This window comes from Gloeobacter kilaueensis JS1 (assembly GCF_000484535.1).
Lineage (GTDB): Bacteria > Cyanobacteriota > Cyanobacteriia > Gloeobacterales > Gloeobacteraceae > Gloeobacter > Gloeobacter kilaueensis.
The window spans coordinates 1,499,891-1,524,002 of the sequence record NC_022600.1; the positions used below are offsets into that span (position 1 = coordinate 1,499,891).

Annotated in this window: 25 protein-coding genes and 1 tRNA gene; 12 read left to right on the forward strand and 14 right to left on the reverse strand. The window is 60.4% G+C overall.

Annotated features, from left to right (window positions below):
* Positions 1-298 precede the first annotated feature (298 nt).
* The 9 genes from GKIL_RS07165 to GKIL_RS07205 form a co-directional block, all read right to left on the reverse strand.
* Positions 299-388 (reverse strand) — tRNA-Ser (locus tag GKIL_RS07165).
* A 26-nt stretch (positions 389-414) separates the two neighbouring features.
* Positions 415-969, reverse strand: a complete 555-nt coding sequence (locus GKIL_RS07170; protein WP_023172822.1) for a hypothetical protein — start codon at positions 967-969, stop codon at positions 415-417.
* 18 nt (positions 970-987) lie between these two features.
* A complete protein-coding gene (locus GKIL_RS25475) occupies positions 988-1,401 on the reverse strand; it encodes a hypothetical protein (RefSeq protein ID WP_023172823.1) in 414 nt (137 codons plus the stop codon).
* Positions 1,402-1,494: 93 nt separating this feature from the next.
* Complete coding sequence (locus tag GKIL_RS07180; protein ID WP_023172824.1) at positions 1,495-1,839, reverse strand: hypothetical protein; 345 nt, start codon at positions 1,837-1,839, stop codon at positions 1,495-1,497.
* A 17-nt stretch (positions 1,840-1,856) separates the two neighbouring features.
* The gene (locus GKIL_RS07185; RefSeq protein ID WP_023172825.1) at positions 1,857-2,198 is read right to left on the reverse strand and encodes a hypothetical protein; all 342 of its coding nucleotides are present in this window, start codon (positions 2,196-2,198) and stop codon (positions 1,857-1,859) included.
* A gap of 262 nt (positions 2,199-2,460) precedes the next feature.
* Complete coding sequence (locus tag GKIL_RS07190; protein ID WP_023172827.1) at positions 2,461-4,563, reverse strand: alkaline phosphatase family protein; 2,103 nt, start codon at positions 4,561-4,563, stop codon at positions 2,461-2,463.
* Between the two features lie 70 nt (positions 4,564-4,633).
* A complete protein-coding gene (locus GKIL_RS07195) occupies positions 4,634-5,299 on the reverse strand; it encodes a response regulator transcription factor (RefSeq protein WP_023172828.1) in 666 nt (221 codons plus the stop codon).
* 3 nt (positions 5,300-5,302) lie between these two features.
* Positions 5,303-5,941 (reverse strand): sensor histidine kinase, encoded by a 639-nt coding sequence (locus tag GKIL_RS07200; RefSeq protein ID WP_023172829.1) that lies wholly within the window; start codon positions 5,939-5,941, stop codon positions 5,303-5,305.
* Between the two features lie 3 nt (positions 5,942-5,944).
* Positions 5,945-7,174, reverse strand: a complete 1,230-nt coding sequence (locus GKIL_RS07205) for a sensor histidine kinase (RefSeq protein WP_023172830.1) — start codon at positions 7,172-7,174, stop codon at positions 5,945-5,947.
* Between the two features lie 153 nt (positions 7,175-7,327).
* Here GKIL_RS07205 and GKIL_RS07210 point away from each other — a divergent pair, with 153 nt between their 5' ends.
* The 7 genes from GKIL_RS07210 (at position 7,328) to GKIL_RS07240 (ending at position 12,074) form a co-directional block, all read left to right on the forward strand.
* On the forward strand, positions 7,328-7,780 hold the full coding sequence (locus GKIL_RS07210) for a hypothetical protein (RefSeq protein ID WP_023172831.1): 453 nt from the start codon (positions 7,328-7,330) through the stop codon (positions 7,778-7,780).
* Between the two features lie 18 nt (positions 7,781-7,798).
* Entirely contained in the window at positions 7,799-9,022 is a 1,224-nt protein-coding gene (gene nuoH / locus GKIL_RS07215; RefSeq protein ID WP_023172832.1) for an NADH-quinone oxidoreductase subunit NuoH, read from the forward strand.
* Positions 9,019-9,444, forward strand: a complete 426-nt coding sequence (locus GKIL_RS07220) for a hypothetical protein (RefSeq protein ID WP_023172833.1) — start codon at positions 9,019-9,021, stop codon at positions 9,442-9,444. The genes nuoH and GKIL_RS07220 overlap by 4 nt, the downstream gene beginning before the upstream one ends.
* Before the next feature lie 37 nt (positions 9,445-9,481).
* Positions 9,482-10,024, forward strand: coding sequence for a hypothetical protein (locus GKIL_RS07225; protein ID WP_023172834.1), 543 nt, complete (start codon positions 9,482-9,484; stop codon positions 10,022-10,024).
* 72 nt (positions 10,025-10,096) lie between these two features.
* Positions 10,097-10,828, forward strand: coding sequence for an SDR family oxidoreductase (locus tag GKIL_RS07230; protein WP_023172835.1), 732 nt, complete (start codon positions 10,097-10,099; stop codon positions 10,826-10,828).
* 23 nt (positions 10,829-10,851) lie between these two features.
* Positions 10,852-11,484: a GTP cyclohydrolase I FolE gene (folE, locus tag GKIL_RS07235; RefSeq protein WP_023172836.1), complete on the forward strand. Its 633-nt coding sequence runs from the start codon at positions 10,852-10,854 to the stop codon at positions 11,482-11,484.
* A 50-nt stretch (positions 11,485-11,534) separates the two neighbouring features.
* A complete protein-coding gene (locus GKIL_RS07240) occupies positions 11,535-12,074 on the forward strand; it encodes a DciA family protein (RefSeq protein WP_023172838.1) in 540 nt (179 codons plus the stop codon).
* A gap of 2 nt (positions 12,075-12,076) precedes the next feature.
* On the opposite strand, the gene GKIL_RS22470 is transcribed toward GKIL_RS07240, so the two are convergent.
* The 3 genes from GKIL_RS22470 to GKIL_RS07255 all read right to left on the reverse strand — a co-directional run bounded on the left by GKIL_RS22470 (position 12,077) and on the right by GKIL_RS07255 (position 17,332).
* The gene (locus GKIL_RS22470; protein ID WP_023172839.1) at positions 12,077-15,016 is read right to left on the reverse strand and encodes a diguanylate cyclase; all 2,940 of its coding nucleotides are present in this window, start codon (positions 15,014-15,016) and stop codon (positions 12,077-12,079) included.
* A gap of 21 nt (positions 15,017-15,037) precedes the next feature.
* Entirely contained in the window at positions 15,038-15,757 is a 720-nt protein-coding gene (locus tag GKIL_RS07250; protein ID WP_023172840.1) for an EAL domain-containing protein, read from the reverse strand.
* Positions 15,758-15,943: 186 nt separating this feature from the next.
* Positions 15,944-17,332, reverse strand: a complete 1,389-nt coding sequence (locus tag GKIL_RS07255) for an NAD-dependent malic enzyme (protein WP_023172841.1) — start codon at positions 17,330-17,332, stop codon at positions 15,944-15,946.
* Positions 17,333-17,484: 152 nt separating this feature from the next.
* Here GKIL_RS07255 and GKIL_RS07260 point away from each other — a divergent pair, with 152 nt between their 5' ends.
* Positions 17,485-18,015: a fasciclin domain-containing protein gene (locus tag GKIL_RS07260; RefSeq protein WP_023172842.1), complete on the forward strand. Its 531-nt coding sequence runs from the start codon at positions 17,485-17,487 to the stop codon at positions 18,013-18,015.
* 55 nt (positions 18,016-18,070) lie between these two features.
* Here the strand turns inward: GKIL_RS07260 and GKIL_RS07265 are convergent, their stop codons facing one another.
* Positions 18,071-18,817 (reverse strand): SDR family NAD(P)-dependent oxidoreductase, encoded by a 747-nt coding sequence (locus GKIL_RS07265; RefSeq protein ID WP_023172843.1) that lies wholly within the window; start codon positions 18,815-18,817, stop codon positions 18,071-18,073.
* A gap of 107 nt (positions 18,818-18,924) precedes the next feature.
* On the opposite strand from GKIL_RS07265, the gene GKIL_RS07270 reads away from it, so the two are divergent.
* The 4 genes from GKIL_RS07270 to GKIL_RS07285 all read left to right on the forward strand — a co-directional run bounded on the left by GKIL_RS07270 (position 18,925) and on the right by GKIL_RS07285 (position 23,213).
* A complete protein-coding gene (locus tag GKIL_RS07270) occupies positions 18,925-19,563 on the forward strand; it encodes a peroxiredoxin (RefSeq protein ID WP_023172845.1) in 639 nt (212 codons plus the stop codon).
* Positions 19,564-19,635: 72 nt separating this feature from the next.
* Positions 19,636-20,835 carry an MFS transporter gene (locus tag GKIL_RS07275; RefSeq protein ID WP_023172846.1) on the forward strand — a complete coding sequence of 400 codons (1,200 nt, stop codon included), beginning with the start codon at positions 19,636-19,638 and terminating at the stop codon, positions 20,833-20,835.
* Positions 20,836-21,062: 227 nt separating this feature from the next.
* Positions 21,063-22,526 (forward strand): ATP-binding protein, encoded by a 1,464-nt coding sequence (locus tag GKIL_RS07280; RefSeq protein WP_023172847.1) that lies wholly within the window; start codon positions 21,063-21,065, stop codon positions 22,524-22,526.
* Between the two features lie 213 nt (positions 22,527-22,739).
* Positions 22,740-23,213, forward strand: coding sequence for a saccharopine dehydrogenase NADP-binding domain-containing protein (locus GKIL_RS07285; protein WP_023172848.1), 474 nt, complete (start codon positions 22,740-22,742; stop codon positions 23,211-23,213).
* 149 nt (positions 23,214-23,362) lie between these two features.
* Here the strand turns inward: GKIL_RS07285 and GKIL_RS07290 are convergent, their stop codons facing one another.
* Positions 23,363-23,941, reverse strand: a complete 579-nt coding sequence (locus tag GKIL_RS07290) for a Uma2 family endonuclease (protein ID WP_023172849.1) — start codon at positions 23,939-23,941, stop codon at positions 23,363-23,365.
* Positions 23,942-24,112: the final 171 nt, after the last annotated feature.

Genomic DNA, 24,112 nt, shown 5'->3' on the forward strand with positions numbered 1-24,112 from the left:
TAACAAGCTACACACGCGTAAGCACAGGCTGTTAGCTACGATAACAAAATCCACCAGCTCGAAGAGGAGAAGATCGCGAAGCATGAGCAGTTAAAGTATTGCTGACGGCCTATGCAAGTTCTCACTCTTCACTTGGAAAAGCCCTGAGCGTGCCCGCAAGCTCTTGTAAAATTTGGGAAGGAAGCATCCAGAATGTTGCCGTGTGGTCCTCCGCCTTATCTTTACGGGCAGGTTGTACTACCCCCGGTCTGGCTCCCTTTTGAACTTTATGATCGAGCGTCTGAGCAGAGTAACGCTGTGGCGGAGAGAGAGGGATTCGAACCCTCGATAGAGTTGCCCCTATACAGCATTTCCAGTGCTGCGCCTTCGACCACTCGGCCATCTCTCCTTAAGCCGAAGGCCATTATAGGCTTTCTAGCGAAGCGTCACCACGATCGAACGCTGCAGCGCGCTGCTAGTTTGTTGCAGCCAGCTTTGCTGGGCACCGCGCAGTTGCCTGCCATAAAAATACGGACGGCTGGGGCCGGCAGCAAGGCCCACCAGCGCGTTCGTCGTCGTGCCTGTCACTTCGATGCGGTTGGTGCCGGGCCGCAACTGGCTATCGAGGGGCAGAATCAACCGGGACGTGCTCAAATTTGCAAGCAACCGGCCATTGAGAAAGATCTGGCCCCGCAACGAGCGCCCGGACGGTGCCTGAAGAACCAGGTAATAGTTGGAGGCGGACAGATCGCCTCGATCGATGTCGATTGTGCTCAGATCGGTGCCGCTGTTGTCCTGATACTGGTAGCTGCGCTGGGTCGCGGTGCTCGTAGAACGCGAGTCGCCACCCACAGTGACGCTGCTGGTATTCGTCTGCACCTGCACATCCCCGTCTGGACTCACCTGGACTGCCACCTGGGCACCGGCCACGGAGGCGCTCACCAGCCAGCTGGTGGTGAGCGCAGTGCCTATCCATCGGTTGAAGCGCATAACTTCACCTCAAAAAAACTACCACCGTCCCTGGGGCCAGCCACGGTTGTCGCGGCGGTCCTCGCGCCGGTCCTGACGCACATCGCGCCGATCTTGACGCGCATCGCGCCAGTCTTGAATCCGGTCGCGCCGCTCACCGGGGTTGAAGTTCGGATTGTTGCCAATCGGACGATTGACGTAGGTGGTGCGCACCGAACCATGAAAGTCGTCCGGCACGTAGACATTCACCGCCTGGGACTGCTGGTTGGACTGGTTGAGGACGCCGGTCTGGCTGGTATTGCCGTAGCCGCCGCCGGCGTACTGGCCCTGGGAACCGTTGTTGATCGCGGTCTGATTTTGAAAGACCGGAATGACGATCCGATCGGCGTAGGCGGCTGGGGCCAGACTGAGTGCGCCGCCGGTGAGAATGGCTGCAAAGAGGGCTCTGGACATGGCTGAACTCCTGAAAGTGGAGCGGGTGCCGGGCTGCCGGGTCTGGCAGCCCGGCACCCACTTTAGAGGGAAAACAGGACAGAACTCAGGTGACTAATAGCGGGGGCGTCCAATGTCCGGCAGGCCAAGCTGGATCTGCTGGGCGTTCTGGACGCCGATGCCGGTCTGCACCGCCGGGCTAACCCGGATGTCGTCCCGGCCAGGGTAGCTGTAGCTGCGCTCAGGGCGGCTGGGCCGACCGATGTACTGAAATTGCGGCTGCTGCTGGACGATCGTGCCGGCCTGGTTGCGCACGCCGAAGCCCAACTGGATCTGCTGGGCGTTCTGGACGCCGATGCCGGTCTGCACCGCCGGGCTGACATCGATCGTGCCGGCCTGAGCGACAGATGCCAGCAGGCCCACCAGGGCCATTGCGCTAAATACGGGCAGCGTTTTCATGGCAGTGTGCTCCGCAATTAGTAACGGAAGCCGCCGCTGAACTGGCGCTGGCGCAGGTTGCGCAGATCGACCAGGCTCTGGTTGACCCGGCCATAGCCTTCCTGGGCCTGCTGGACCGACTGCACACCGGCAGCCGTCTGCTGGATGTTCTCACCGTAGAAGCTGGGGCGGGCGCGCTGGAACTGGCCCATGTTCTGGACACTGATGCCGCTCTGGTAGCCACGGCCCTGCAGGTACTGCGACTGCGCACCTTCCTGGATACCGACGGCGGTTTGGGTGACATCGGCCATCGCCGCAGCGGCGGTAAGCGTGCTCAAAGCGAGGGCCAGACCAAAAGCGCGATAAACTTTCGTACTCATCTGCCTATCTCCTGCGAGAGGGAAACTTGACACTTTCTACTTTGCGGATTGGCGCGCCTTTGCTGAACGGGTGCAGCCGTAACCCTGAGCGCGATCGGCGGTAACAAAGATTGCGCTTTGCCGTAGCCGGTTTTGCCCGCAACAGCGAAGCGGTTTATTTTCGGACAGGTAGGCTATTTTCTATAAGAAAACCGGCGAGGGAAGCCCCCGCCGGCTGTGTCACCGCTTGTGGGTCTCGAATTTGAGACCGATTGCAAAACTCCTATTTCAAAATTCCTTGAAGGGCCCGGCCATCGACGGTGGCCGCCGGAGCAACCCCCAATAGCTTCAAGATCGTGGGTGCCACATCGATGTTGCGCGTCAGCGGCAGCTGGGCCTTGCGGATATTTGGGCCGGCGGCAAAGAAGATGGCGCTCATCTCCGGCAGCTTGGAGTCGTAGCCGTGGGCACCGTAGAAGTTGGGCTGGGAGAGGACCGGCGTGGTGGAGGCCACATCTCCCTTGCGCTGGACGACCGGCGACTGGGTGCCGTCGAAGTTGTAGCCCAGGTTGAGGATGGCAAAGACATCGCCTGTGTCCTGGCCGATGATTTGATTGGTGGCAAAACCAACTGGAACGTTCGCAGGGGTGGGCCGGGGGATGACGGTGCGGAAGAGTTTGCCGTTCGGCAGTGAATAGTTAAAAGTCGGGTTCGGATCGCCTGCTGCGGAGAGCGCCTGGAAAATTTGTTTCTGCAGCGCCGGGTAGTCGCTCGGGCTCACCGTGCCGTCCGCCTCCCTGCCCTGCAATTTGATGTAGACGTTGACGTCGGGGCCGGTGGTCACCGCCCGCACCTTGGTCGTGTCGATGCCGACGGAAGTGAGCAGGTTGTTGATGTTCACCGCCGTATGAAAGGGGGCCATGCCGTGGTCGGAGACGACGAAAACGTTGCTCCTGGGAGTACCGTCGCTGTTCTGGCCGACCGCAGCGATGATCTGCTGAACGGCGCTGTTGGCGGCTGTATACGAATTCTGGCGGTAGGTAGCGTAGCGCGACACCTTGGCTGGATCCTGGCCGGTGCCGATCGTGTTGGGGTCTTTGAAGTTGGTCGCCTGGCGCGGGTCGGTGAGGGTGAACTGGTGGCCGGAGCCGTCCGGCTGCTCGATGTAGACCATCACCAGGTCGGCGTCCGGGTTCTGGGAGATGGCGCGCAGGGCGATATTGGTCTGGTACTGCACGAAGCTGCTCACCTGATCTTCGTACATGCCCTCCAGTTCGGTGTCCGGAAAGCTATCGAAGCCGGAGCTGATGCGCTCGGGAATGCGAAAGTCCGGCTGGTTGCCCCAGAAGCCGACGTTGTTGTTGATGTCATCGACGCTGGCAAGGACCGGCGTGTTACGGGGAATGTAGTTGACCGAGTAGCGCGCTATGCGCACCGTCGAGAGATCCGGAGCAAGAAAGCTTGCGTAGTAGGCAGATCCAGCTTTGTTGCTGTTGCCCTCGAAGTAAAAGCGCCGGGAGTGGCCGTCGGCGCGCACGTAGGCGGGGCCGGTGGAAGGCAGGGTGAAAGGCCCCGGCTGCACGCCCAGGTTCGCGTCGTAGAACACCAGCGTGTCGTAGTTGGTCACTCCGTCGTTGGTACTGTCGATCGCTGCCAGGTTGATCGTGTAGTTGGTGCCGCTGACATTAATCGTCTCAAGGGCCGTCGCCTTGGCCTTGACGGGGCTGTAGGAGGGATAACCGGCGGCCACCAGCTGGCTTGTGAGGGTGTCGCCGGCATTGGTGAAATCGACGGCCCCCAGAGCAAAGCCCTGGGCACCGACGCCGCCGAAGGTGCCGAAGGGCACCGTGTAATCGACCGTCCGCAGCGAACTGGGCTGCAGGAGGTTGCCGCTGGTCGGATCTTTGACATCGACGCCGTCGCCCCCCGGCCAGGTGGCGGTCACGACTTTTTTACCGGCGGCGCGCAGCGTCACCCAGATCGGGGTGGCAGTGGGTTCGGGACTCACCGCCGGACCAGAAATCGCGTAGCCGCCGATCGGCGCGCCGAAGCCGCTGATGTTGGCGCTGAAGTTGCTTGCCACCAGATGAAAGGTGTTGGCGTTGATGTCGTTGTGGGCCGCCCGCGAGCCGGTGGCAATCGCGATGTGTCCGGGAGCGGTGATCGACGGGGTGATCGTCAGATTCTGGATGGAACTGGTCCCCAACCGCTGCAAAAGCCCCAGACCGCTGCTGGTGTCAAAGACACCGGATTGGATGTAGCCGGCAAAAGTAGTCGGATTGGCGCTATCAAGCGAGATAAGTACAACTTTGGGCTGGGCCCAAACAGAAGGGATGGCTACCAGCGACGCAAGGGCCGCAACGGCCACAGACGGCAGATGTTTCATCGGTACACTCCGAGACAGGCTGACCGGGAGTTATTGTTGCAGCCGAGCTTTAAGAGAAGGTAATCCCCGATCAATTTGTTGGTCGGCTGGTCGAGACGAGGCCCTGCTCAATGGCGTAGCGCACCAGCTCGGTGCGGCTGCTGGTGCCGGTTTTAACGAGCAGGCGGCTTACGTACTTCTCGACGTTGCGGGTGCTGCGCTCCAGGCGGGCGGCAATCTCTTTGTTCATCAGACCCTCGCAAACCAGTTGCAGAATCTGCTGCTCGCGGGGCGTCAAGTCCAGTTCGACGCTGCTCTGGCGGGGAAGCGGGGCGGGCCGCTGCTGCAGTTCGGCCAACAGCCCGACGATCTCAGACTGTATCTGGCGCGAGCGCTCCAGCAGATTGTGGATGATCGCCACCAGCTCCTCGGGATCGCCCGGTTTGGCCATGTAGGCGTCGCAGCCGTGGCGGTAGCCCTGGATCCGGTCAGCAGTCTGGCCTTTGGCCGTTAAAAAGATCACCGGTGTCTGGCGAAAGCGGGGCAGGGCGCGCAATTTTTGCAAGAAGCGGTAGCCATCGACCTGGGGCATCATGATGTCGGTGATCACCAGATCCGGCTGGTGCTTTTTGAGCAATTCCTCCCCTTCGATCGCGTTGCGGGCGACAGTGACGCTAAAGCCGGCGTCTTCGAGGTACGCCTGGAGGGCAAGGCGGATGCCCGGATCGTCATCGACCAGCAGCAGATGGGCAGACATAGGTCAAGATTCCTCGGCGGCGGGTAGGGTGACACGAAAATAACTGCCGCGACCGGCAGCCGGGTAGACGTTGATCGCACCGTTCATCCGGCTTACGAGATCGCGGGCGACAGCCAGCCCCAGCCCCTGGCCATTGAGCACACCCGTTCTGGTACCCCGGTAATACGGCTCAAAGATGTGCTCAACTTCGCCGGGGGCGATGCCCTCACCGGTGTCGGCCACCTCGATTGTCCAGCGCTCCGCCTCGGGGCGGACCCGAATTGTCACTGTGCCGCCGGTGGGCGTGTACTTGAAGGCGTTGTCGAGCAGGTTCATCAGCACCTCCCGCAGGGCGCTCGGGCTGGCAAGCACGGTGGCTTCGATTTGCCCGTGCACCTCAAAGGCAATCTGGCGCTCCTGGGCGATGGGCTGGGTCGTCCGGGCAATTTCTTGCAACAGCGGCGCGAGGGGCACCGGCTCGATCGTCAGGACACTGAGGGGATCGTCGAGCAAACTGTCCAGGCGGCGGCATTCTGCCACGATCGCATCGAGCAGCGCCCGGTTGGGATCGTCCGCCGCCAGGCGCTTTTTGACGAGGCTCGCCAGGGTGCGGATCGCCATCACCGGATTGCGCAACTGGTGGGCAAGCTGATCAAAATCCACGGCTCAGCTTTGAATCGGAAGATACAGTGTCAGCGTACTGCTTTCGCCGTCCGGGTGCAGGCGCAGCGTGAGCTTGCCGCCCATCGCCGCCACGAGCCCCTGGGCCGCAGGGAGCTTGAGGGTGACCGCCCCGGCCTGGGAATCGACCCGATAGGGCGCACCGCTGGCCGGTTCCTCGACGCTGCCGCCGGTGATGCCGATGCGCAGCCGCAGCCACAGACCCGCCCGCTCGGCCTTGAGCTGGATGTGGCTGCCAAAAGGCAGGCTGCGCACCAGCCGGTCTACCAGTCCGCCCAATACCCGCTCCAAAAGCACCTGGTCGGCCTGAACTTTGGGCAATTCGGTGGGCGGATTATCGACTTCGAGGGCCAGACCGCGCGAGTCGGCCTCCTCGCGCCAGCGCTCCAGATAACTCAATAGCAGCTGGTCCATCGCGACGGCCTGGGGTCTGAGGGACAGCTCGCCCTGCTCGTGGTCCATCGCCAGCGCCAACAGCTCGAAGCGCTCGATCTGCAGGGCGCACTCGCGGTCGATCGTCTCCAGGTACTGCCGGGTCTGGCCAGAAAGCTCGTTGCGCCGCAAGATCAGCCGCGTCAGCGTCCGGATCGTCGTCAGCGGCGTGCGCACCTCGTGGGAGAGCAACTCCAGAAAATCAAGCTCAGTGCCGTCGATCGATTCTTGAGCGCGCGCCCCTTCGATGAGCAGGCGGCGGCTGAAGCGCGCGAGGAGCCTGGCACTGGCGGCAGGCAGCTTCTCCAGTAGCCCGTCAAAATCACCCAGCAAATCGGGCCGGGTGATCACCAGGCGCTGGCGCAGCACGGCACTGGCCCGCAGAACCACCAGCGGCTCAAAAGAAAATTGCAGCGACGGGCTGCGGTGGCAGAGCACCAGGCAAAAGTCGGAGGCCAGGGCGATGACAAAATTTTCTTCGACCAGCGGATCGCCCGCGCCCAGGGCAATGGCCACCGCCCCGGCAAGCTTCGCTTCGGCGCTTTGAAACTGCCAGAGGCGCGGCGCGAGCGGACAGGCCGCAACCAGCTCCTGCAGCGCCAGTTTGCCCCCGACAAAAAGGGTTGCCCGGCCAGGATACTCACCTAAAAAACCAGCGAGCGCCGCCAGCGCCATCGTCCAGGTGCGGCGGCCAGCTGCCCCCAGTTGCTCGGCGAAGGGCGGCCCCGCCGCCAGCGCCTGGCTGAGCGAGCGCAATCTCGGAGCAAGTCCAAGGGTTTCCATCGCCAAAATGCACCGTCGGCAATCAACGCTACTGTAGCGCCGGATGATCGGGTCGAGCGAACGGTTTTCCGCCCTTTGGCAGTGAGGATCTCCTCACCGAAATAGGGCTATGTTACAAATAGAAATGACTTTTCACCCAGCCTGAAACGTCCAATGAAAACTGCACTGCCTGTTCTTACTCTTGGTCTCTTTCTAAGCGTCCTGGGTGGTTTCTCCGTCTCCGCCCAGTCAGCCACTCCGCCCGCCGCGTCCACCACCGCCGGCGGCAGCGACGCCATCGCCGCCAACATCCGGGCCAAAGCCCCCTTCGTTGCAAGTGGTCCCGTCTACAACGGCATTCCGATGGAGTACCGTCTGGCAGCGATCCGGGGACCAAAGGCCGCAAAGATTCTCGACGATTTTATTGCCTACGGCTTTAGCGATTACGGCTCGCTGATTCTGACCAAAAAAGAACAGCTACCGGCCAAATTGCGCGAGCCCGGAGCAAGCTGCAGCACCTGCAACGTCGAGAACACCTCCGGCAGGCGCAACCTCGAATATTATGTTGCCTGGATCCGCAACCTCAGCGACAGGCAGCGCCAGCAACTCGTCGCCGTTCTTAAGTAGCAACAGTAGGCACATTTCATGGAAACAATCGACCTGGGCAGAGCATTCGCCCAGAGCTTGAGTGGACTGGGAGTTCCGGCAGAGCTTGCTCGCGCCCTCTGGCTGCCCCTGCCGATGCTGGTCATCCTGGCGACGGTCGCCGTCGGTGTCATCCTCGTCGTCTGGGGCGAGCGCAAGTGGGCCGGTTACATGCAGCAGCGCTTTGGCCCTACTATCGTCGGCCTCGGCGGTTCGATTCAGGGGGCGGCGGACGGCCTGAAGCTGCTCATCAAAGAAGACATCATTCCCAACAAGGCGGACCCGTGGCTGTTTACGGTGGGCCCGGCGATCGTGATCATCCCGGTCTTCTTCTCGTATCTGGTCATCCCCTTCGGTCAGGGACTGGTGCTCTCGGACATCGCGATCGGCATCTTCTTTATCATCGCCGTCTCGAGCATCTCGCCCATCGGTGCGCTGATGGCGGGCTACGCCTCCAACAACAAGTACGCCCTGTTAGGCGGCCTGCGGGCTGCTGCCCAGTCGCTCTCCTATGAGATTCCGCTGGCGCTCTCGGTGCTGGCGCTGGTGATGATGTCCAACTCCCTTTCGACCGTAGACATCGTCAAGCAGCAGGAGACGCTGGGGCTGTTTTCGTTTTTTTCGTGGAACGTCTGGCGGCAGCCCCTGGGCTTTGTGATCTTTTTGATTTCGGCTCTGGCGGAGACCGAGCGCGCCCCGTTCGATCTGCCGGAGGCGGAGTCGGAGCTGGTGGCTGGTCACCATACCGAGTACAGCGGCATGAAGTTTGCCCTTTTTTATCTTTCTGAGTACGCCAACTTGATCCTCGCCTCGCTGATGGCCTCGGTGCTGTTTTTAGGGGGCTGGAGCTTTATCGTGCCCCTCGAACCGCTGGCAGGACTTTTTGGCATCCAGACTGCCAGTCCCGTCTTTCAGGTGGTGGCGGCCCTGGTGGGCATCAGCGTCACGATCTTGAAGGCGACATTCTTTATCTTTCTGGCGGTGCTGGCGCGCTGGACGCTGCCCCGCGTGCGCATCGACCAGCTTCTGGATCTGGGCTGGAAGTTCTTGCTGCCGGTGTCGCTTTTTAATTTGCTCTTGACAGCGGCGCTGATGCTGCTCTCCAACACGATCAAGACCACCCTGCCCTTGTACGTGCCGCTTCTTATCATGGCGGGTCTGGTCTTTGTCGCCCTCACCCTCCAGAAAAAGCCGGTGGCCAAGCCAAAGACGGCTGGGGCATGATGGGCAAATTCGCCGGTCGCTGTGGGCTGATTTTGGCCGTAGCCCTGCTCTTGGCAAGTTGTCAGGGCCGCCCCAGTTCAAAGACTGCTGCCGAAGCGGCTGCCCCCGGCAGCTTAAATGGTGACCGGCCCGGCTCCGCATTTCTGGCCGCTTCCGTCGGCGACCAGCTCACCTACTGCACCCGTTCGGTCAAAGCCTACAAGACCTCGGCGGTCCAGAGTTTTGCTGTCAGCCCGAGTATCGGCAACATCACGCCCCAGAGCTTCTGCGACCAGCTCAAAGCCTACTTCAACGAGGAACCGGCCCACCGCGAGGAGCGGCTTTCCCAGGCTTCGGCCACGACGATCCTGCTCTACGCCAAACCCAAGACCCGGAGCAAGGACGCCGAGCTTGAACGGATGGAGCGCCGCGACAGCAAGTAGTATCGTACAAGGTGCGCCCGTCACAAGAGGTGAGGCCATGCTGCGAGCCCAGCAATATCTATTCGATCTCGGTCCTGGCTCCTTTCTCTCGGTGAGCCTGGCCGGGGAGCAGACGATCGTCTCTGCGCACAGCGACGCCACAGGACAGCAACAGAGCCAGCAATCGAGTTTTCCGACCGGCAGCTGGCTGAGTGAACCCCAGGGCTGGGAGGCGCACGGCGTCGTCTACCTGCGCATCCAGGCCCAGCAGGGCACGATCTGGCTGAGAGCAGGCCACGGGCAGATCGGTTCCGGTTCCCCGCCGCCCCAGGACGCGATGCCCATGCCCAGCCGGGCGATGACTGGCCCCCCGCGCAGCAAATCGGCAACGACGATGCCTCCCATGCAACCGCTGCAGCCGCTGCAACCGATGGAGATGCGCATGGGCAACATGGCGATGCGCATGGGAGACGAGCCTGCGGTGGACCTGCAGGCTGAAAATCTCAAGCTGCGCGAAGAAAACCTCAAGCTGCGCGAGGAGGTGCTTGCCCTGCGCGAACAGCTCTGGAGCCAGCGGCGCGGCGGATCGGCCTCCTCGTAGCAATGTAACAATGCGTTCTATAATGAGAAACGGTGTAGCAAACACTACGCTTCTCTCTGCACGGGAGCCGTCTTGCAATTAGATTCCGATAGCAACAGGCTGCCAGTTGCTCTGGTGAGCGGTGCCAGTAGCGGCATCGGCCAGGCAACGGCGAGACGACTGGCCCAGGCGGGCTTTGCCGTCGCCCTGGTCGCCCGCAACCGCGAGCGCCTTGCCGGGCTGCAGGCCGAGTTGCCGACAGCGACAAGCCTCACCATCGCCCAGGATCTCACCGATTTTGCCGCCCTGGGTGCCCTGGTGGAGGCGGTCGAGGCCAAACTCGGTCCGATTGCCGTGCTGGTCAACAACGCCGGGATGGCCTACACCGGTCCACTGGAGACCATGCCGGTTGCCGACTGGGAACAGGTACTGAAGCTGAATCTCACCGCTCCTTTTGCCCTCACCCGCGCCGTCCTCCCGACGATGCGCCAGCGGCGAACCGGCACGATCATCAACATGGTCTCGATCGCCGGTAAGCAGACTTTTGCTGACTGGGGGGCTTACTGTGCAAGCAAGTTCGGGCTACTGGCCTTCTCGCGGACCCTCGCCCAGGAAGTCCGGCAAGATGGCATCCGGGTAACGGCGCTCTGTCCGGGGGCGGTCGATACGGCGCTGTGGGACAGCGAAGCGGTCACCGCAGATTTTGACCGCCAGGCGATGCTCGCCGCCGAAACCGTCGCGGATCTGGTGCTGTATGCCGCCAGCCTGCCCGAGCGCGCCGTGCTCGAAGAAGTGGTCCTGATGCCCTCCGGGGGCGTCCTCTGATTTTTATACAAGGAACCTCAATCATGACGATTGCTCACAAGGATCTTCTGCCTTCCGACTGGCACGGGAGTGATCTAGAAAGTCAGAACGGCCAGGATCCGATGCGCGAGGCGGTGCGCACCTTGCTTGTCGGGGTGGGCGAGGATCCGGAGCGCGACGGTCTGGAGCGCACGCCGAAGCGGGTGGCCGAGGCGCTCAAGTTTTTGACCCAGGGCTACAGCCAGTCGCTCGAAGAACTGCTCAACGGGGCGATCTTCGATGTTGGGCACGACGAGCTGGTTCTGGTGCGCGACATCGACCTGTTCAGCATGTGCGAGCACCACATGCTGCCCTTTATCGGGCGCGCCCACGTCGGCTATATCCCCAATCAGAAGGTCGTCGGCCTCTCCAAGATTGCCCGGATCGTCGAGATGTACGCCCGGCGGCTGCAGGTGCAGGAGCGGCTCACCCGCCAGGTGGCCGAGGCGATTCAAGCGGTGCTCCAGCCGCGCGGCGTGGCGGTGGTGATCGAGGCGTCGCACATGTGCATGGTGATGCGCGGCGTCCAAAAGCCCAATTCCTGGACGGTGACCAGTTCGATGGTCGGTGTCTTCAAGGAGAGCCAATCGACCCGCCAGGAATTTCTGGATCTGATTCATCACAAGGCGAGCTTTTAGCGGCAGCTTTTAGGCGATACTGGCGGACGAAAACCCGGACAATCGCCCCTGTGAAACCCGCCTCCCTCGCCAGCCTGCTTGCGGAGCTGACGCGCAGTCCCCAGATGGCGCGCAACGCCCGGCTGGTGCAGCTTCAAAAGCAGTGGCCCGACATTGCCGGTGCGGCAGTTTCAGCCCACAGCCGGCCCCTGAGGCTGCAGGAAGGGACGCTCACCGTCGCCGTCTCCAGTGCGGTCTGGGCCCAGAATCTGGGCTACCAGCGCCGGTTGCTGATAAATCGCATCGCGGCGGTCTGGGGCAGCGCTGAGGCGATCCACGACATCCGCTTCGAGACGACCGGCTGGTATGCCCGGACCCGATCGACCGCCCTCCCGCTCCTGCCGGAGCATCCGCTCATCGTTCCTCTGGCGGGCCAGCCCCCTGTTCTCCGTGACCCCAGCACGACCCTGTCTGAGCGGCTGGAACGCTTGCAGCAACTGGCCCAGTGGCGGATCGGGCAACTACCTGCCTGCCCGCGCTGCCGGCTGGGAGCGCCGCCCAGGGAACTGGAGCGCTGGGGAATGTGCGGTAGCTGTATCGTGCGCTCCTGAAGTTACGAGCGCCGCGTGGGAGCAACCAGTACGCGGTTGCGGCCCCCGCGTTTGGCGGCATAGAGCGCTTCGTCGGCGGCCTGGATGATCGTCTGGGAGGTGGGACCGTGCTCGTCGAGGCTCGCTGCTCCGATCGAGATCGTCACTGGTCCCAGCGGCTCGCCCCGATAGAGCAGGTGCAACTGCTCGACTTGCAGGCGCAGCAATTCGGCGCGCTCGACGGTTGTCTGCAAGGTAGCGTCGGGCAGCACGATAAGAAATTCTTCGCCGCCGAAGCGGCAGGCAATATCGGAGTTGCGCACCTGTTTGAGCAGCAGGTTGCCGATCGCCTGCAGGACCACGTCGCCCGCGTCGTGGCCGAAGCGGTCGTTGAACGATTTGAAGTGATCGACATCGAGCATCAGGACGCTGAGGACCGAGCCCGAGCGCTGCACCCGGTACAACTCGCGCTCGATCGTCTCTTCGAGGTAGCGCCGGTTGAATAGACCCGTGAGCGGATCGCGCAGGCTCTGGTCGCGCAGCTTTTCGCGCAGTTTCAAGTTGGCGACGGCCAGGGCAATCTGCTCGGCGACAACGAGTGCCAGTTTTTGCTCGTCCTCCTCCAGAGAGCCCGGCTGCAGTTCTCGCAAAGTAAGCACCCCGAGCGTCTCGCCCTGGGCAGTTAGCGGAACGCACAGGGCAGCGGCTGGCAGGCAGTTCTGCAGGTGCTGACAGCGTAGGGGACTGTTGCCCTCTTCGACAAAGTGCATCTGACCCCGGCGCAAGGCCCAACAGGTGCGTGGCTCGAAGGCAATGACAGATTCTGCTGGTTCTCCCCAGTGAACCACAGGTTCGACCAGGTTGCCCGATTCGCGCACCAGCGCCACTTCGCCGGCCAGACCGGTAAATAGCGCCGCCAGCGAATGGCCCATCACCCCGGTCGCTTCATCGAGTTTCAGACATGCCTGCAAAAGCTGGCTCATCTGCCCGGTCAGGGCCATTTCCTTTGTGCGCCGCTCCAGTTTTTTTACTGTGACGCTCATACGGTCATTGGTTTGCTGCAGTTGCGCTTCGGCCTGTTTGCGGTCACTGACGTCGCGCACGAGAGCCAGGATGAACGCTTCCTCTGCAAGCTCCAGCAGGCTGATACGGTTCTCGACCGGAAAAGTCGAACCGTCCTTGCGCCGATGGACGCTCTCGACCGTGAGCGGTAGCTGGTCGATCTGGCTGCTCCAGGGCTGCTCATCTGCCGTCTTCTGCACGATCGAGTCGATATCGGCCACTCTCAGGGCCAGCAGCTCCTCGCGGCTGTAGCCCAGGCTGCGGCAGGCGTGTTGATTGACATCGATGAGCCGACCTTCGAGGTCGTAGACCAGAATCGTGTCCGTCGCCTGCTCCACCAGGGTCCGAAAGCGCTGCTCACTCGCCTGCAGAGCCTGCTGGACGCGCTGGCGCTCGACAAACTGCCCGAGCTGGTTGCCGACGGAGCTGGCCGTCGCCATCATCTCCTCATCCGGGGTCTGGATCTGGCGGCTGAAGAGCGTCATCACTCCCCAGACTGTGCCGCCCTCGGTAATCGGAAAACCGAACGCGCCGTGCAGACCGTCGAATCTGGCACTGATTGCGCGCACAAAGCTTTTGTCTTCGGTGACATCGCTCATCCAGACCGGTCGCCCAGCAGCCCAGACCTGTCCGGGCAGCCCCTGTCCCCACTCAAAGGTGAGACCGTCGGTGACAGAATCGAAGTGGGCGAGCGGCACGTTAAACTTGTGCCAGCTGTCGAGCAGGTACAGAGCTTCTGCCTGGCCGTTTACCAGCCACAGCTCGGCTAGATCCCACTCCAGCCCTTCGACTAAAAAGCGCAGCAGTGCCGGGGCAACCGTTTCCAGCGAAGTCGCCCCCACGAGGATCTCGCTCAGTTGGTGCTGGACCGCCAGTCGCCTCTCGGTGCGCCGCTGCTCGGTCACATCGATGGCGATGCCGCCCAGCAATTGCTGCCCGCCGCTGGTCTTGAACGGAAATTTGAAGACCAGCCACTCGTGATTCTTGCTGCCGGCTGGAACCATCTCAAGCAGTTCCCGCGAATTGCCACTGGCAATGATCGCTTCATCGTTGGTGCGTACCTGGCGGGCCACCTCCTCCGGCAGCCACTCAAAGTCTGTCCGGCCCAGCAGTTCAGCCTGGGTCGTGTTGAAGGTGCGCTCCAGCGTCCGGTTGATGTAGATGTAGCGGCCCTGCTCGTCTTTGATGAACGCCTGGGCCGGACCGTTGTTCATGAACGACTCGAACTGCAACTGGCTGTCGCGCAGGGCCGTCTCCACCTGCGAACGCTGTTTGATGTCCCAGCGCACGAAGGCATAGATCAGGCCAAACAACAGCAAAGTAAGGACGCCGCCTGTGGCCCACAGGATGCTCGTGAGCCGTCCCTCCGCAGCGAGAGCCTCCGAGCGCTCGGTCAGTAGAGTCTCCTCCGTCTCCACCATTTGAGCGACGATGCGGCTCATCTCGTCGGTCATCCGCTTGCCGACGCCAGTCTTGGTGATCGCGGCGGCAGCAGCAAACCCCTCACGATCGAACGTCCGTACAAAACCGTCGAGCCGCCTGCTTTTGGCTGTAACCAGTTCCTGCAGCCGCCGGACCCGATCTTGCTGGATCGGGTTGTCCTCGGTGAGAACGGCAACTTGATTGGCGGAGTTACGGGCGAGCAATTTGCCCGCTTCAAAACCGTCGAGAAAGCGTCTTTGTCCGCCGGTCAGCGCGTAACCACGGGCACCGGATTCTGTCTGAAAGACGCCTACCAGCGTGTTTTCGAGGGCACGCAGCACCTGATAAGTGTGGGCGACGCGCTCGCTACTACGCAGCGACAGCTGATTGGTGCGGTAAGAAAAAGCGGCGACGACGGCACCGATCACCAGGGCACAGGCGAAGCCGACAGCTACCTTGTTCTCGATCGACCACTTCATCGAACGATCTCGCCCGTTGCCTTAACCAACACCCTGGCGCTGGGGGTACTCACTCGGACGCCCCAATAAATAGCCCTGACCGTACTCAATGCCGAGGTTGCGGCAGCAGGCCGCCTCCTCCTCGCGCTCGATCCCCTCGGCGATCACAGCGATTGCGCGACTGTGAGCCTGTTCTGTCCACTGCCGGGCCTGCTGCTGTTGGACAGGTTGCCTGTCTATCTGATCGATGAGTGAGCGGTCGAGCTTGATGTAGGCGGGTTCGAGATTTTCAAGCAGCGAAGCAGGCATCGCCCAGGTGCCCAGATCGTCGAGGGCAAAGCAAAATCCGGCCCGCCCATACGCATCCAGTACCGCCTGTAATTGCTCAAAGGCCAGATGCTGGCTGCAGGTAACCTCCAGCACGACCCGATCGGCGCGGTAGCCGAGCCGATCAATTGCCCGTAGCAACTGCTCGATATCTTGCTCGGTTTTTGGAAACAGCCCCGGAATCAAGTTCAAAAAAAGTGTGCCGGGCAGCGCCTGACGCACGGCATTCTCAAGGTGAACGATGCGGGCTTTTTGATCGAACTCATAAGGGCCGTCGCCGGCACTCTCCGCCGCCTCCAGTACGGCGGGTGCGCCCAACACAGAACCGTTCGCATCGCGGCCCCGGATCAGCGCTTCGTGGCCCAGAAGACTGCTGTCTACCAGCGAGACAATCGGCTGAAAAACCGAAAAAAGACTCAGGTGTTGCATAGGCATTTTAATCCCCCTTCCCAGGATAGCTCCAGTATCTAGAGGCTACAAAACCTGCATAGTGGAGCTATCGTCGCTCACAGAAAATCCTGCTGGCACAGATATGTCTATCTCGATAGCGAAAAAAGACAAAAGAACCTAACAAGATGCTGTCAATATATCAAAGCACAGGAACGGGCGCGATCAAGCGCTTTATTTGGTGACGCCCGTGGCGCGGGCAGCCTGCTGGACAGCGGCGGAGACTGCTTCGACCACGCGCCGGTCGAAGACACTCGGGATCACCGATTCGGCAGTCAGATCAGCAGCGCTCGTCAGCCCGGCGATGGCGCGGGCGGCGGCCATCTTCATCTCGAGGTTGACAACGCGGGCGCGGCAGTCGAGGGCACCCCTGAAGATGCCCGGAAAGGCGAGGACGTTGTTGATCTGGTTGGGATAGTCGCTGCGACCGGTGGCCATCACCGCCACCAGACCCGCCGCCTCCTCGGGCAGAATCTCGGGGATCGGATTGGCCATCGCAAAGACAATCGGATCTCTGGCCATGCCGCTGAGCATCTGGCGGCTGACGACGTTGCCCCTGCTCACCCCCAAAAACACATCCGCCCTGTCCATCGCCGCCGTCAGATCGCCCGCCTCGGCGACGGCGACGGAGCGCTTTTCGTCGCTCAGATCGCTGCGGCCAGCACTCACGATGCCGTGGGTATCGCAGACGACGATCGAGCGGGCTCCGGCGGCGGTGAGCAACTGGTGGATGGCGATCCCCGCTGCCCCGGCTCCGTTGATGACGATCCGAACAGTGTCCAGGGACTTATGCACAAGTTTGAGGGCGTTTTCGAGGGCGGCGAGCACGACGATCGCCGTGCCGTGCTGGTCGTCGTGAAAAACCGGAATATCGAGGCGCTCCTGGAGCTTGCGCTCGACCTCAAAACAGCGCGGCGCACTGATATCTTCGAGGTTGATGCCGCCAAAGACGGTGGCGATCCGCTCGACCGTCTCGACGATCGCATCGACATCTTGAGTACCCAGGCAGACCGGAAAGGCGTCGAGGTTCGCAAATTCTTTGAATAAAAGCGCCTTGCCCTCCATTACCGGCAGGGCACCGGCAGGCCCGATGTTGCCCAAGCCCAAGACGGCGGAGCCGTCGGTGACGACCGCTACGGTGTTGCGCTTGATGGTGAGTTCGTATACCCGCTCAGGCTCGTCGGCAATCGCCAGGCAGATCCGGCCCACCCCCGGCGTATAAGCCATCGCCAGGTCCGACTTGCTCTTGAGGGGCGTCTTGCCCACGATCGCAATCTTGCCGCCCTGGTGCAGGTGAAAGGTGCGGTCCTCCGCCAGCAACAGCTTGAGTTCCGGAACGGCGCGCACCTGCTCGACGATTGCGTGGGCGTGCTCTTCACTCGCCGCATCGACGACGATATCGCGCACCAGAAAAGCCCGCTCCTGAGCCACCATCTCGATCGCACCGATATTGCCACCGGCCAGGGCAATCGCATCGATCGCCCTGGCGAGCATCCCTGGCTCGTTGGGCAAATGGATGCGCAGAATCAGACTGTAGCTCGAATTGGGCGTAAGACGAGTCATAGGCTGTCGGATCGAACCGTCCAAGTATAGCTTTCGGAGGTTTTAACAGCGGCCCTCAGACGCGCTGGGCAGATGCAAAACTTTCATAAATGGATCGCCAGTGCTTTTTCTGCTACATAATTATTTACGTAGAGTGACGCACAAGGTATTAGATGCTTCGCAAATCTCTGCTCAGCGCCGGCCTCAGTCTGGCTGTTCTGTTCGGTGCCATTGCTCCTGCCGTGCAGGCTGCCGACATCGTGGACACGGCGGTCAAGGCCGGTGATTTCAAGACGCTCGCCAAGGCTCTCAAGGAGACTGGCCTCGACAAGACCCTCAAGGGCAAAGGCCCTTTCACAGTCTTTGCTCCGACCGACGAGGCTTTTAGCAAGTTGCCGCCGGGCACCCTCGAAGCCCTGCTCAAGGACAAGGCCAAGCTGTCCAAAATTCTCACCTACCACGTCGTCGCCGGCAAAGTGCTCTCCACCGATCTCAAGTCGGGCGAGGTAAAGACCGTCGAGGGCTCGCCCGTCGAAGTCAAGCTCGAAGGTAGCAAGGTCGAAGTCAACGAATCCTACGTGACCAAGGCCGATATCGTTGCCGACAACGGTGTTATCCACGTCATCGACAAGGTGCTGCTGCCGCCGACGGGCAGTGCCATGAAAGGCGAGATGAAGGGCGAAAAGGGCGAGATGAAGAAGTAGTCTTCTTTCGCTCTGTCAGGATCTGGAGGCGCGGGTTACCCGCGCCTTTTTGGTGTCAACCGGTCTTTTCGCGGTGGACGAGGATCGCCCGCGCCTGGGCGAGGGGCTTGATCACCAGCTGATCGATATTGACGTGGGGAGGGAGGGTGACCACCCAGCGGACCGCCTCGGCAATATCTGCAGCTGTGAGCGGTTGCAGACCGGCGTAGACGGCCCTGGCGCGCTCGGCATCGCCCGCAAAGCGCACCAGGCTAAACTCGGTCTCCACCAGGCCCGGATCGATTTCACTCACCCGGATGGGCTTTCCCAGCCATTCGAGGCGCATCGTCTCGCTCACCGCCCGCACCCCATGTTTGACCGCCGTGTACCCGGCTCCCCCTGGGTAGGCTTCGAGCCCGGCGATGCTGCCCAGGTTGACGACGTGCCCCGCCCCGGAAGCTTCCAGGCGGCCAAACAACGCCCGGCTCACCCGCACCAGGCCGAGGACGTTGGTCTGGTACATGTCAAGCCAGTGCTTTTCGTCGAATTCGACGATGGGCTCCAGGCCAAGCGCTCCCCCGGCGTTGTTGACCAGCACCTGCACCTGCTCGGGCAAAGCGGCGGCAAATGCCTCGACGCTGGCCGTATCGGTGACATCGAGGGGCAGGGCAGTGCCGCCAATTTCGGCGGCCAGTGCCTCCAGCCGCGAGAGGCGGCGGGCACCGACGAACACCGTAAAACCCGCCTTTGCCAGAACCCTCGCCGTCGCCTCGCCGATGCCCGCCGAGGCACCGGTCACAACCGCTACTTTGAGACTATCCATGCTTTCTCTCCCCCATTCGTCCCGAAAACGATGGCCTGTAACCCGCCTGACATATCGGTGATTTATGCTACAGTGTAGGCCGTTTATCGAACAGAGGAACCGTAGACATGGCCCTCCGACTAGGTGATACCGTACCGGACTTTACCCAGGAGTCCACAGAAGGCCCAATCCGCTTTTACGATTGGGCGGGGGACAGCTGGGTGGTTCTTTTCTCGCACCCCAAAGATTTTACGCCGGTTTGCACGACCGAACTGGGCGAGGTAGCGCGCCTCAAGCCCGAGTTCGCAAAGCGCAACGTCAAGGTGATTGCCCTGAGCGTCGATGATGCCACCTCCCACGCGGGCTGGTCAAAGGACATCGAGGAGACACAGGGGCTGGCTCCCAACTATCCGATCCTCGCCGACGCCGATCGCAAGGTGAGCGATCTCTACGACATGATCCATCCCAACGCCAACGACACCCTCACCGTGCGTTCGGTGTTCATCATCGACGGCAAAAAGAAACTCAGGCTCACCCTCACCTACCCGGCGAGCACGGGCCGCAACTTCGACGAATTGCTCAGGGTGATCGATTCGCTGCAGCTCACCGACAATTACTCCGTCGCCACCCCGGCCAACTGGAAGGACGGCGACGACGTGGTGATCGTCCCGTCCCTCAAGGACGAAGCGGTGCTCAAAGAAAAGTTCCCCAAAGGCTATACCGCCGTCAAGCCCTACCTGCGCCTGACGCCCCAGCCCAACAAATAAAAAGCGCGGGGGCGGTCGGGTTGCCTCCGGCCCCCCCTTACCCGCAGCGGATCGCCGCGCGGCCAGACACCTATGAGTGCCCCATCCGTGCGCTGGCTACCTGTATTTGGCCTTGGCATCCTGCACAGTGCCATCACCCTCTGCTGGGTCTTCTACAACCTCTACCTGCCGCAGTTGCTGGGCGCATTTGGCTTTGCCGCCAGTGCGGTGGCGATGTTGCTGGTGGTCGAAGGGTTGCTGGGTGCCGTGCTCGAACCGGTGATGGGAGCGCTTTCTGACCGCACCCGACGCAACATCCTCACGCGCTTTTCGCTCATTGCCGCCGGAGTAATCGGGGCGAGCCTGCTTTTTGTCGGCATTCCGCTTTTCAGTTTGTCCGGCAGTACCGCCCTGCGATGGGTGCTGCCGGTGCTCCTGGTGGCTTGGGCACTGGCGATGACCGTTTTTCGCAGCCCCGCCCTCGCCCTTCTGGGCCAGTACGCGGCTCCCGCCTCCCTGCCCCTGGCCGCCGGAGTGCTTGGCACCCTGGGTAGCCTCGCCGCCGCCTCAGGACCGGCAACGCGCGCCTACTGGCTCAGCCTTGGTCCCCTTGCCACTTTCACTGTCGGCTCGCTTGCCCTTCTGGCCGGACTTTTGGTGCTGCGCTGGCTCGATAATCGCCTGCCCCTTGAGATGTTGCCCACGACTGGTCCTTCCCAATCTTCGATGCCGCTCTGGCTGCTTTTTGTCACCGGCCTGGGCGTCACCTTCGGCTTTCGCCTGCTGCTGGACGGCCTGTCAAGGCACCTGACGCTCACAGGAGCCGAACCGCCCGGCGGCCTGATTCCCGTTCTCTTCGCAGCGACCGCCCTTGCCAGCCTGCCCTGCGGTGCCCTGGCGATGCGCCTGAGCGGCAACTGGCTGATGATCCTGGGCCTGTTGGCGATGGCCACCTTTTCCGGGCTCTCAGCCTCGATCACCAGCCCCACCGCCAGCCTGGGCGTCGCCCTCGCCCTTGGCCTCGCCTTCAGCTTTGTCAACAACGGCCTTTTTCCTTTTGCCCTCGACCATGTAGCACCGGAGCGGGCCGGGTTGGCCCTCGGGCTCTACTTCGGTGGCACTGCTCTCGCTATCTGCCTGTTCAACGCTGCCGGACCTTTCTGGAAAACCGTCGCCCCTGCCAGTTGCCTGCTATTTGCCCTGCTGAGCTTTCTTTTTGCCGCCGCCTGCGTCGCCGCCGCCAGCCTTTTGTCATTTCTTACCGAGCGCTCCTTTGCTTCCCAGCGCACCTGAACTCTGTATTTCGGCCTGAAGGGCATCGGGTACATAAATGCTTCTCTGGCTTATCTGCGTCATTAACTATCGCCTTCCTCTTTCGCCCCGTTGGCCTTCTTTTTTAGGCATAGTGGCGTTGGGAGACATGTGCAGCCCAAATCGTCGTCTGGTCTGTTACCCTTGAGCTATTATCGAGAGTCATTCACCCGTCTTGATGGGGAAACCGAAAGTTTAAGAGTCTCTTCATGTCTGAGCCGCGAACGTTATCTCTGATTGATGATCTACGACGCAAACCTACTGAAGTTTCTTGGTTGGAATTCAAGGAAAACCTTTCAGACCCAGAGAGAATTGGTAAACTAATTTCTGCTCTGTCTAATGTTGCACGATTAGATGACCAACAGTTTGCTTATGTAGTCTGGGGGGTGAAGGATGACGACCACACCGTCGTTGGAACTGATTTTGATTCTAACTCTTGTATACAGCAACAGCCTTTAGAATTTTGGTTGGCCAATCGACTACGCCCCAGTATTAATTTTTCTTTTCGAGAGGTTGTGCATCCGCAGGGTCGCTTAGTTTTGCTAGAGATTCCCGCTGCAACCTCAGCTCCTGTCGAGTTTTCTCGGACAGCTTACATACGGATTGGTAGCGCTACTCCTTGTTTATCTGACTATCCAGGAAGGCTTCAAGCTTTGTGGACTAAGATTCGACCCTACGTCTGGGAATCAGGTATTGCTACCCAGTTCATTACTTCAGACGAAGTGCTGGAGCGCCTGGACTATGTTAGCTATTTTGATTTGATCGGACAACCTCTACCAGACAATCGAGCTAGTATTTTTGAGCGCATGAGAGCCGAGCAACTAATCCAAGTTGATGTAGGTGGGCAATGGAGTATCACTAACTTAGGTGCAATTCTTTTTGCTAAAAATTTGGAAGCATTCAACTCACAAATAGCCCGCAAAGCAATTCGTTTCGTATCCTATGACGGAACGAGTAGAGCCGACACAGTTATCAGGCGACAAGATTTTCTTCAAGGCTATGCCTGTGGTTTTGAGAGATTAGTAACTTTTATCAAAGCTACTTTGCCCAGCAACGAGCATGTAGGCTTAGCATTTCGCGAAGAGCAACCTTTATTTCCAGATATCGCTTTGCGCGAGTTGATAGCCAATGCCTTGATTCATCAGGACATGACCATTACTGGCTCAGGACCACAGATTGAGTTATTCAAGGATCGTATAGAAATTACTAATCCCGGAATACCCTTGGTCACTCCTGAGCGATTCATTGATTCACCCCCCCGCTCGCGCAATGAAGCTTTGGCTGCGCTAATGCGTCGTATGCGACTATGTGAGGAGCAGGGAACAGGCATCGATAAGGTTATTACTGCTGTTGAACTATATCAGTTGCCACCACCCGCTTTTCTTGTGGAAGATCAGGTGCAAGATGGTGCATTTAGAGCAATACTTTACGCGCCTCGGAAATTTGGGCAAATGACGCGCGATGAACGCATTCGTGCCTGCTACCAGCACGCTGTACTCAAGTATATCAGCAACGATAAAATGCAAAACAACTCTCTTAGAAAGCGTTTTGGTATTGAGGAGGGTAACGCCTCTCAAGTTTCACAGGTTATTACTCAAGCGTTGGCTCAAGGGTTAATTCGCCCAGCTGACCCAAGTAGGCCCAGAGCTGCATACATACCTTACTGGGCTTAATAAGGCACCACTGTCTACAGCAAGGTTTTGATCAGGTTTTGATTAAGTACGCTTATTTCAAGCCCTAAGGGATTGAAACGTAGTCGTGTCAAGGATCCAACTTTTGATCAGGTTTTGATTGGATGGCAATCGGCGTTCTAGGTCGAGTGGGTTCTCTTTTCTGAAACGAGCAACATCCTGCAAGCCTCGGGCGATCTAGAGTGATGGGTATGCATGGGCAGAGACCATGACAAGACGACAGAATTTTTTGCTTTACGGCGCGGCAACCTGATTGCCCGGACAGCACACGAGCGCGGGTTGAGGCCCATTCTGGCGGGCTGCTCCCAGGCGGTGGCGAGGCTTGGGGCGGAACTGGGGCTGGAGTACCGGATTTTTAATCTCGAGGACCGCGCTGCCCTCGATCGGGCTCTAGAAGAAGTGGTCGCTGTGCTGCACTGCGCCGGTCCTTTTGTGCGCACCAGTGGGCTGATGGTGGCGGCCTGCCTGCGCACCGGCACCCACTACCTCGACATCACGGGTGAGGTGGCGGTCTTCGAGGCGGCGATGGCCCGCACGAGCAGGCGCAGCGGGCGGAGTCATGCTCATGCCGGGGGTGGCTGCGACGTGGTGCCCACCGACTGTCTGGCGGCTTATCTGGCAGCGCAACTGCCGAGGCGGATAGCCTCGTTCTGGCGCTGCAGATTTTGAATGTTGTCTCGCGGGGAACGGCGCTCACCATCGTCGAGGGCCCCTACGAGGGCGGGCTGGTGCGCCGCGACGGCATCCTCACCCCAGTTCCTGCCAGCTATAAGACATGGACGTTCGACTTCGGGGCCGGCTCTCCGCATCGCAGCAGGCTACTTCCACAGCCATTCGAGGCTGAGGGTGAATCCCGGTAACGTTGACTCGCCTGACAGCGCAGCCGGCGATTGTAAAATTTCAACCGGCTGCCCCGACCGATAAATTTCGACTTGCTGGTTCTGCGGATTGATCAGCCAGCCGAGGCAAATACCACAGCTCAAGTACTCCTGCATCTTCAATCGCGTTGTGTGTAGATTATCGGAGGGCGACAACAGCTCCAGGACAAAATCCGGACACAGGGGCAGAAATTTCTGCTGCTGTTCGCGGCTTAGAGCCTCCCAGCGAGATTTCTCGACCCAGGCAATATCAGGCGAGCGATCTCCGCCACCGGGAAGCCTGAAACAAGTCGAGGAGTCGAAGACTACTCCAAGTAAGACCTTGCGGTTCCAAACGACAAAATCAGCAGCAAGTTCGACATTTTCTCTGCCGGTCTCCCCGCCCGCCGGTGCCATAACTACCAGTTCTCCGGCTCGGGTGCGCTCAAATTTAATATCTGGATTAGCCGCGCAGAGGCGATCAAACTGCTCAGCTGTGAGGGTAACGATAGGGCTGAGGTCGATGGTAAAAGCTGTCATCGCTGCAGACCGTCTTTGAACTTCGATTGCCAGATTTGCAAATCGCCGTTTAAATCTAACCTGTCGGAAGTGGTTGGCGCTGAATCTTGCTTCTCAAAACAAAGAGCCGGTAGTTACAGGACTGGCATTCAGTACGCTGTAATTTTCAAGATCCGGAGCCAGTCCAAACTT

What these genes read in the sequence shown, in the direction of transcription:
- GKIL_RS07170 (WP_023172822.1), bottom strand. Translation starts at nt 969, where the DNA reads ATGCGCTTCAACCGATGGATAGGCACTGCGCTCACCACCAGCTGGCTG.
- GKIL_RS25475 (WP_023172823.1), bottom strand. Translation starts at nt 1,401, where the DNA reads ATGTCCAGAGCCCTCTTTGCAGCCATTCTCACCGGCGGCGCACTCAGT.
- GKIL_RS07180 (WP_023172824.1), bottom strand. Translation starts at nt 1,839, where the DNA reads ATGAAAACGCTGCCCGTATTTAGCGCAATGGCCCTGGTGGGCCTGCTG.
- GKIL_RS07185 (WP_023172825.1), bottom strand. Translation starts at nt 2,198, where the DNA reads ATGAGTACGAAAGTTTATCGCGCTTTTGGTCTGGCCCTCGCTTTGAGC.
- GKIL_RS07190 (WP_023172827.1), bottom strand. Translation starts at nt 4,563, where the DNA reads ATGAAACATCTGCCGTCTGTGGCCGTTGCGGCCCTTGCGTCGCTGGTA.
- GKIL_RS07195 (WP_023172828.1), bottom strand. Translation starts at nt 5,299, where the DNA reads ATGTCTGCCCATCTGCTGCTGGTCGATGACGATCCGGGCATCCGCCTT.
- GKIL_RS07205 (WP_023172830.1), bottom strand. Translation starts at nt 7,174, where the DNA reads ATGGAAACCCTTGGACTTGCTCCGAGATTGCGCTCGCTCAGCCAGGCG.
- GKIL_RS07210 (WP_023172831.1), top strand. Translation starts at nt 7,328, where the DNA reads ATGAAAACTGCACTGCCTGTTCTTACTCTTGGTCTCTTTCTAAGCGTC.
- nuoH (WP_023172832.1), top strand. Translation starts at nt 7,799, where the DNA reads ATGGAAACAATCGACCTGGGCAGAGCATTCGCCCAGAGCTTGAGTGGA.
- GKIL_RS07220 (WP_023172833.1), top strand. Translation starts at nt 9,019, where the DNA reads ATGATGGGCAAATTCGCCGGTCGCTGTGGGCTGATTTTGGCCGTAGCC.
- GKIL_RS07225 (WP_023172834.1), top strand. Translation starts at nt 9,482, where the DNA reads ATGCTGCGAGCCCAGCAATATCTATTCGATCTCGGTCCTGGCTCCTTT.
- folE (WP_023172836.1), top strand. Translation starts at nt 10,852, where the DNA reads ATGACGATTGCTCACAAGGATCTTCTGCCTTCCGACTGGCACGGGAGT.
- GKIL_RS22470 (WP_023172839.1), bottom strand. Translation starts at nt 15,016, where the DNA reads ATGAAGTGGTCGATCGAGAACAAGGTAGCTGTCGGCTTCGCCTGTGCC.
- GKIL_RS07250 (WP_023172840.1), bottom strand. Translation starts at nt 15,757, where the DNA reads ATGCCTATGCAACACCTGAGTCTTTTTTCGGTTTTTCAGCCGATTGTC.
- GKIL_RS07255 (WP_023172841.1), bottom strand. Translation starts at nt 17,332, where the DNA reads ATGACTCGTCTTACGCCCAATTCGAGCTACAGTCTGATTCTGCGCATC.
- GKIL_RS07260 (WP_023172842.1), top strand. Translation starts at nt 17,485, where the DNA reads ATGCTTCGCAAATCTCTGCTCAGCGCCGGCCTCAGTCTGGCTGTTCTG.
- GKIL_RS07265 (WP_023172843.1), bottom strand. Translation starts at nt 18,817, where the DNA reads ATGGATAGTCTCAAAGTAGCGGTTGTGACCGGTGCCTCGGCGGGCATC.
- GKIL_RS07270 (WP_023172845.1), top strand. Translation starts at nt 18,925, where the DNA reads ATGGCCCTCCGACTAGGTGATACCGTACCGGACTTTACCCAGGAGTCC.
- GKIL_RS07275 (WP_023172846.1), top strand. Translation starts at nt 19,636, where the DNA reads ATGAGTGCCCCATCCGTGCGCTGGCTACCTGTATTTGGCCTTGGCATC.
- GKIL_RS07280 (WP_023172847.1), top strand. Translation starts at nt 21,063, where the DNA reads ATGTCTGAGCCGCGAACGTTATCTCTGATTGATGATCTACGACGCAAA.
- GKIL_RS07285 (WP_023172848.1), top strand. Translation starts at nt 22,740, where the DNA reads ATGGGCAGAGACCATGACAAGACGACAGAATTTTTTGCTTTACGGCGC.
- GKIL_RS07290 (WP_023172849.1), bottom strand. Translation starts at nt 23,941, where the DNA reads ATGACAGCTTTTACCATCGACCTCAGCCCTATCGTTACCCTCACAGCT.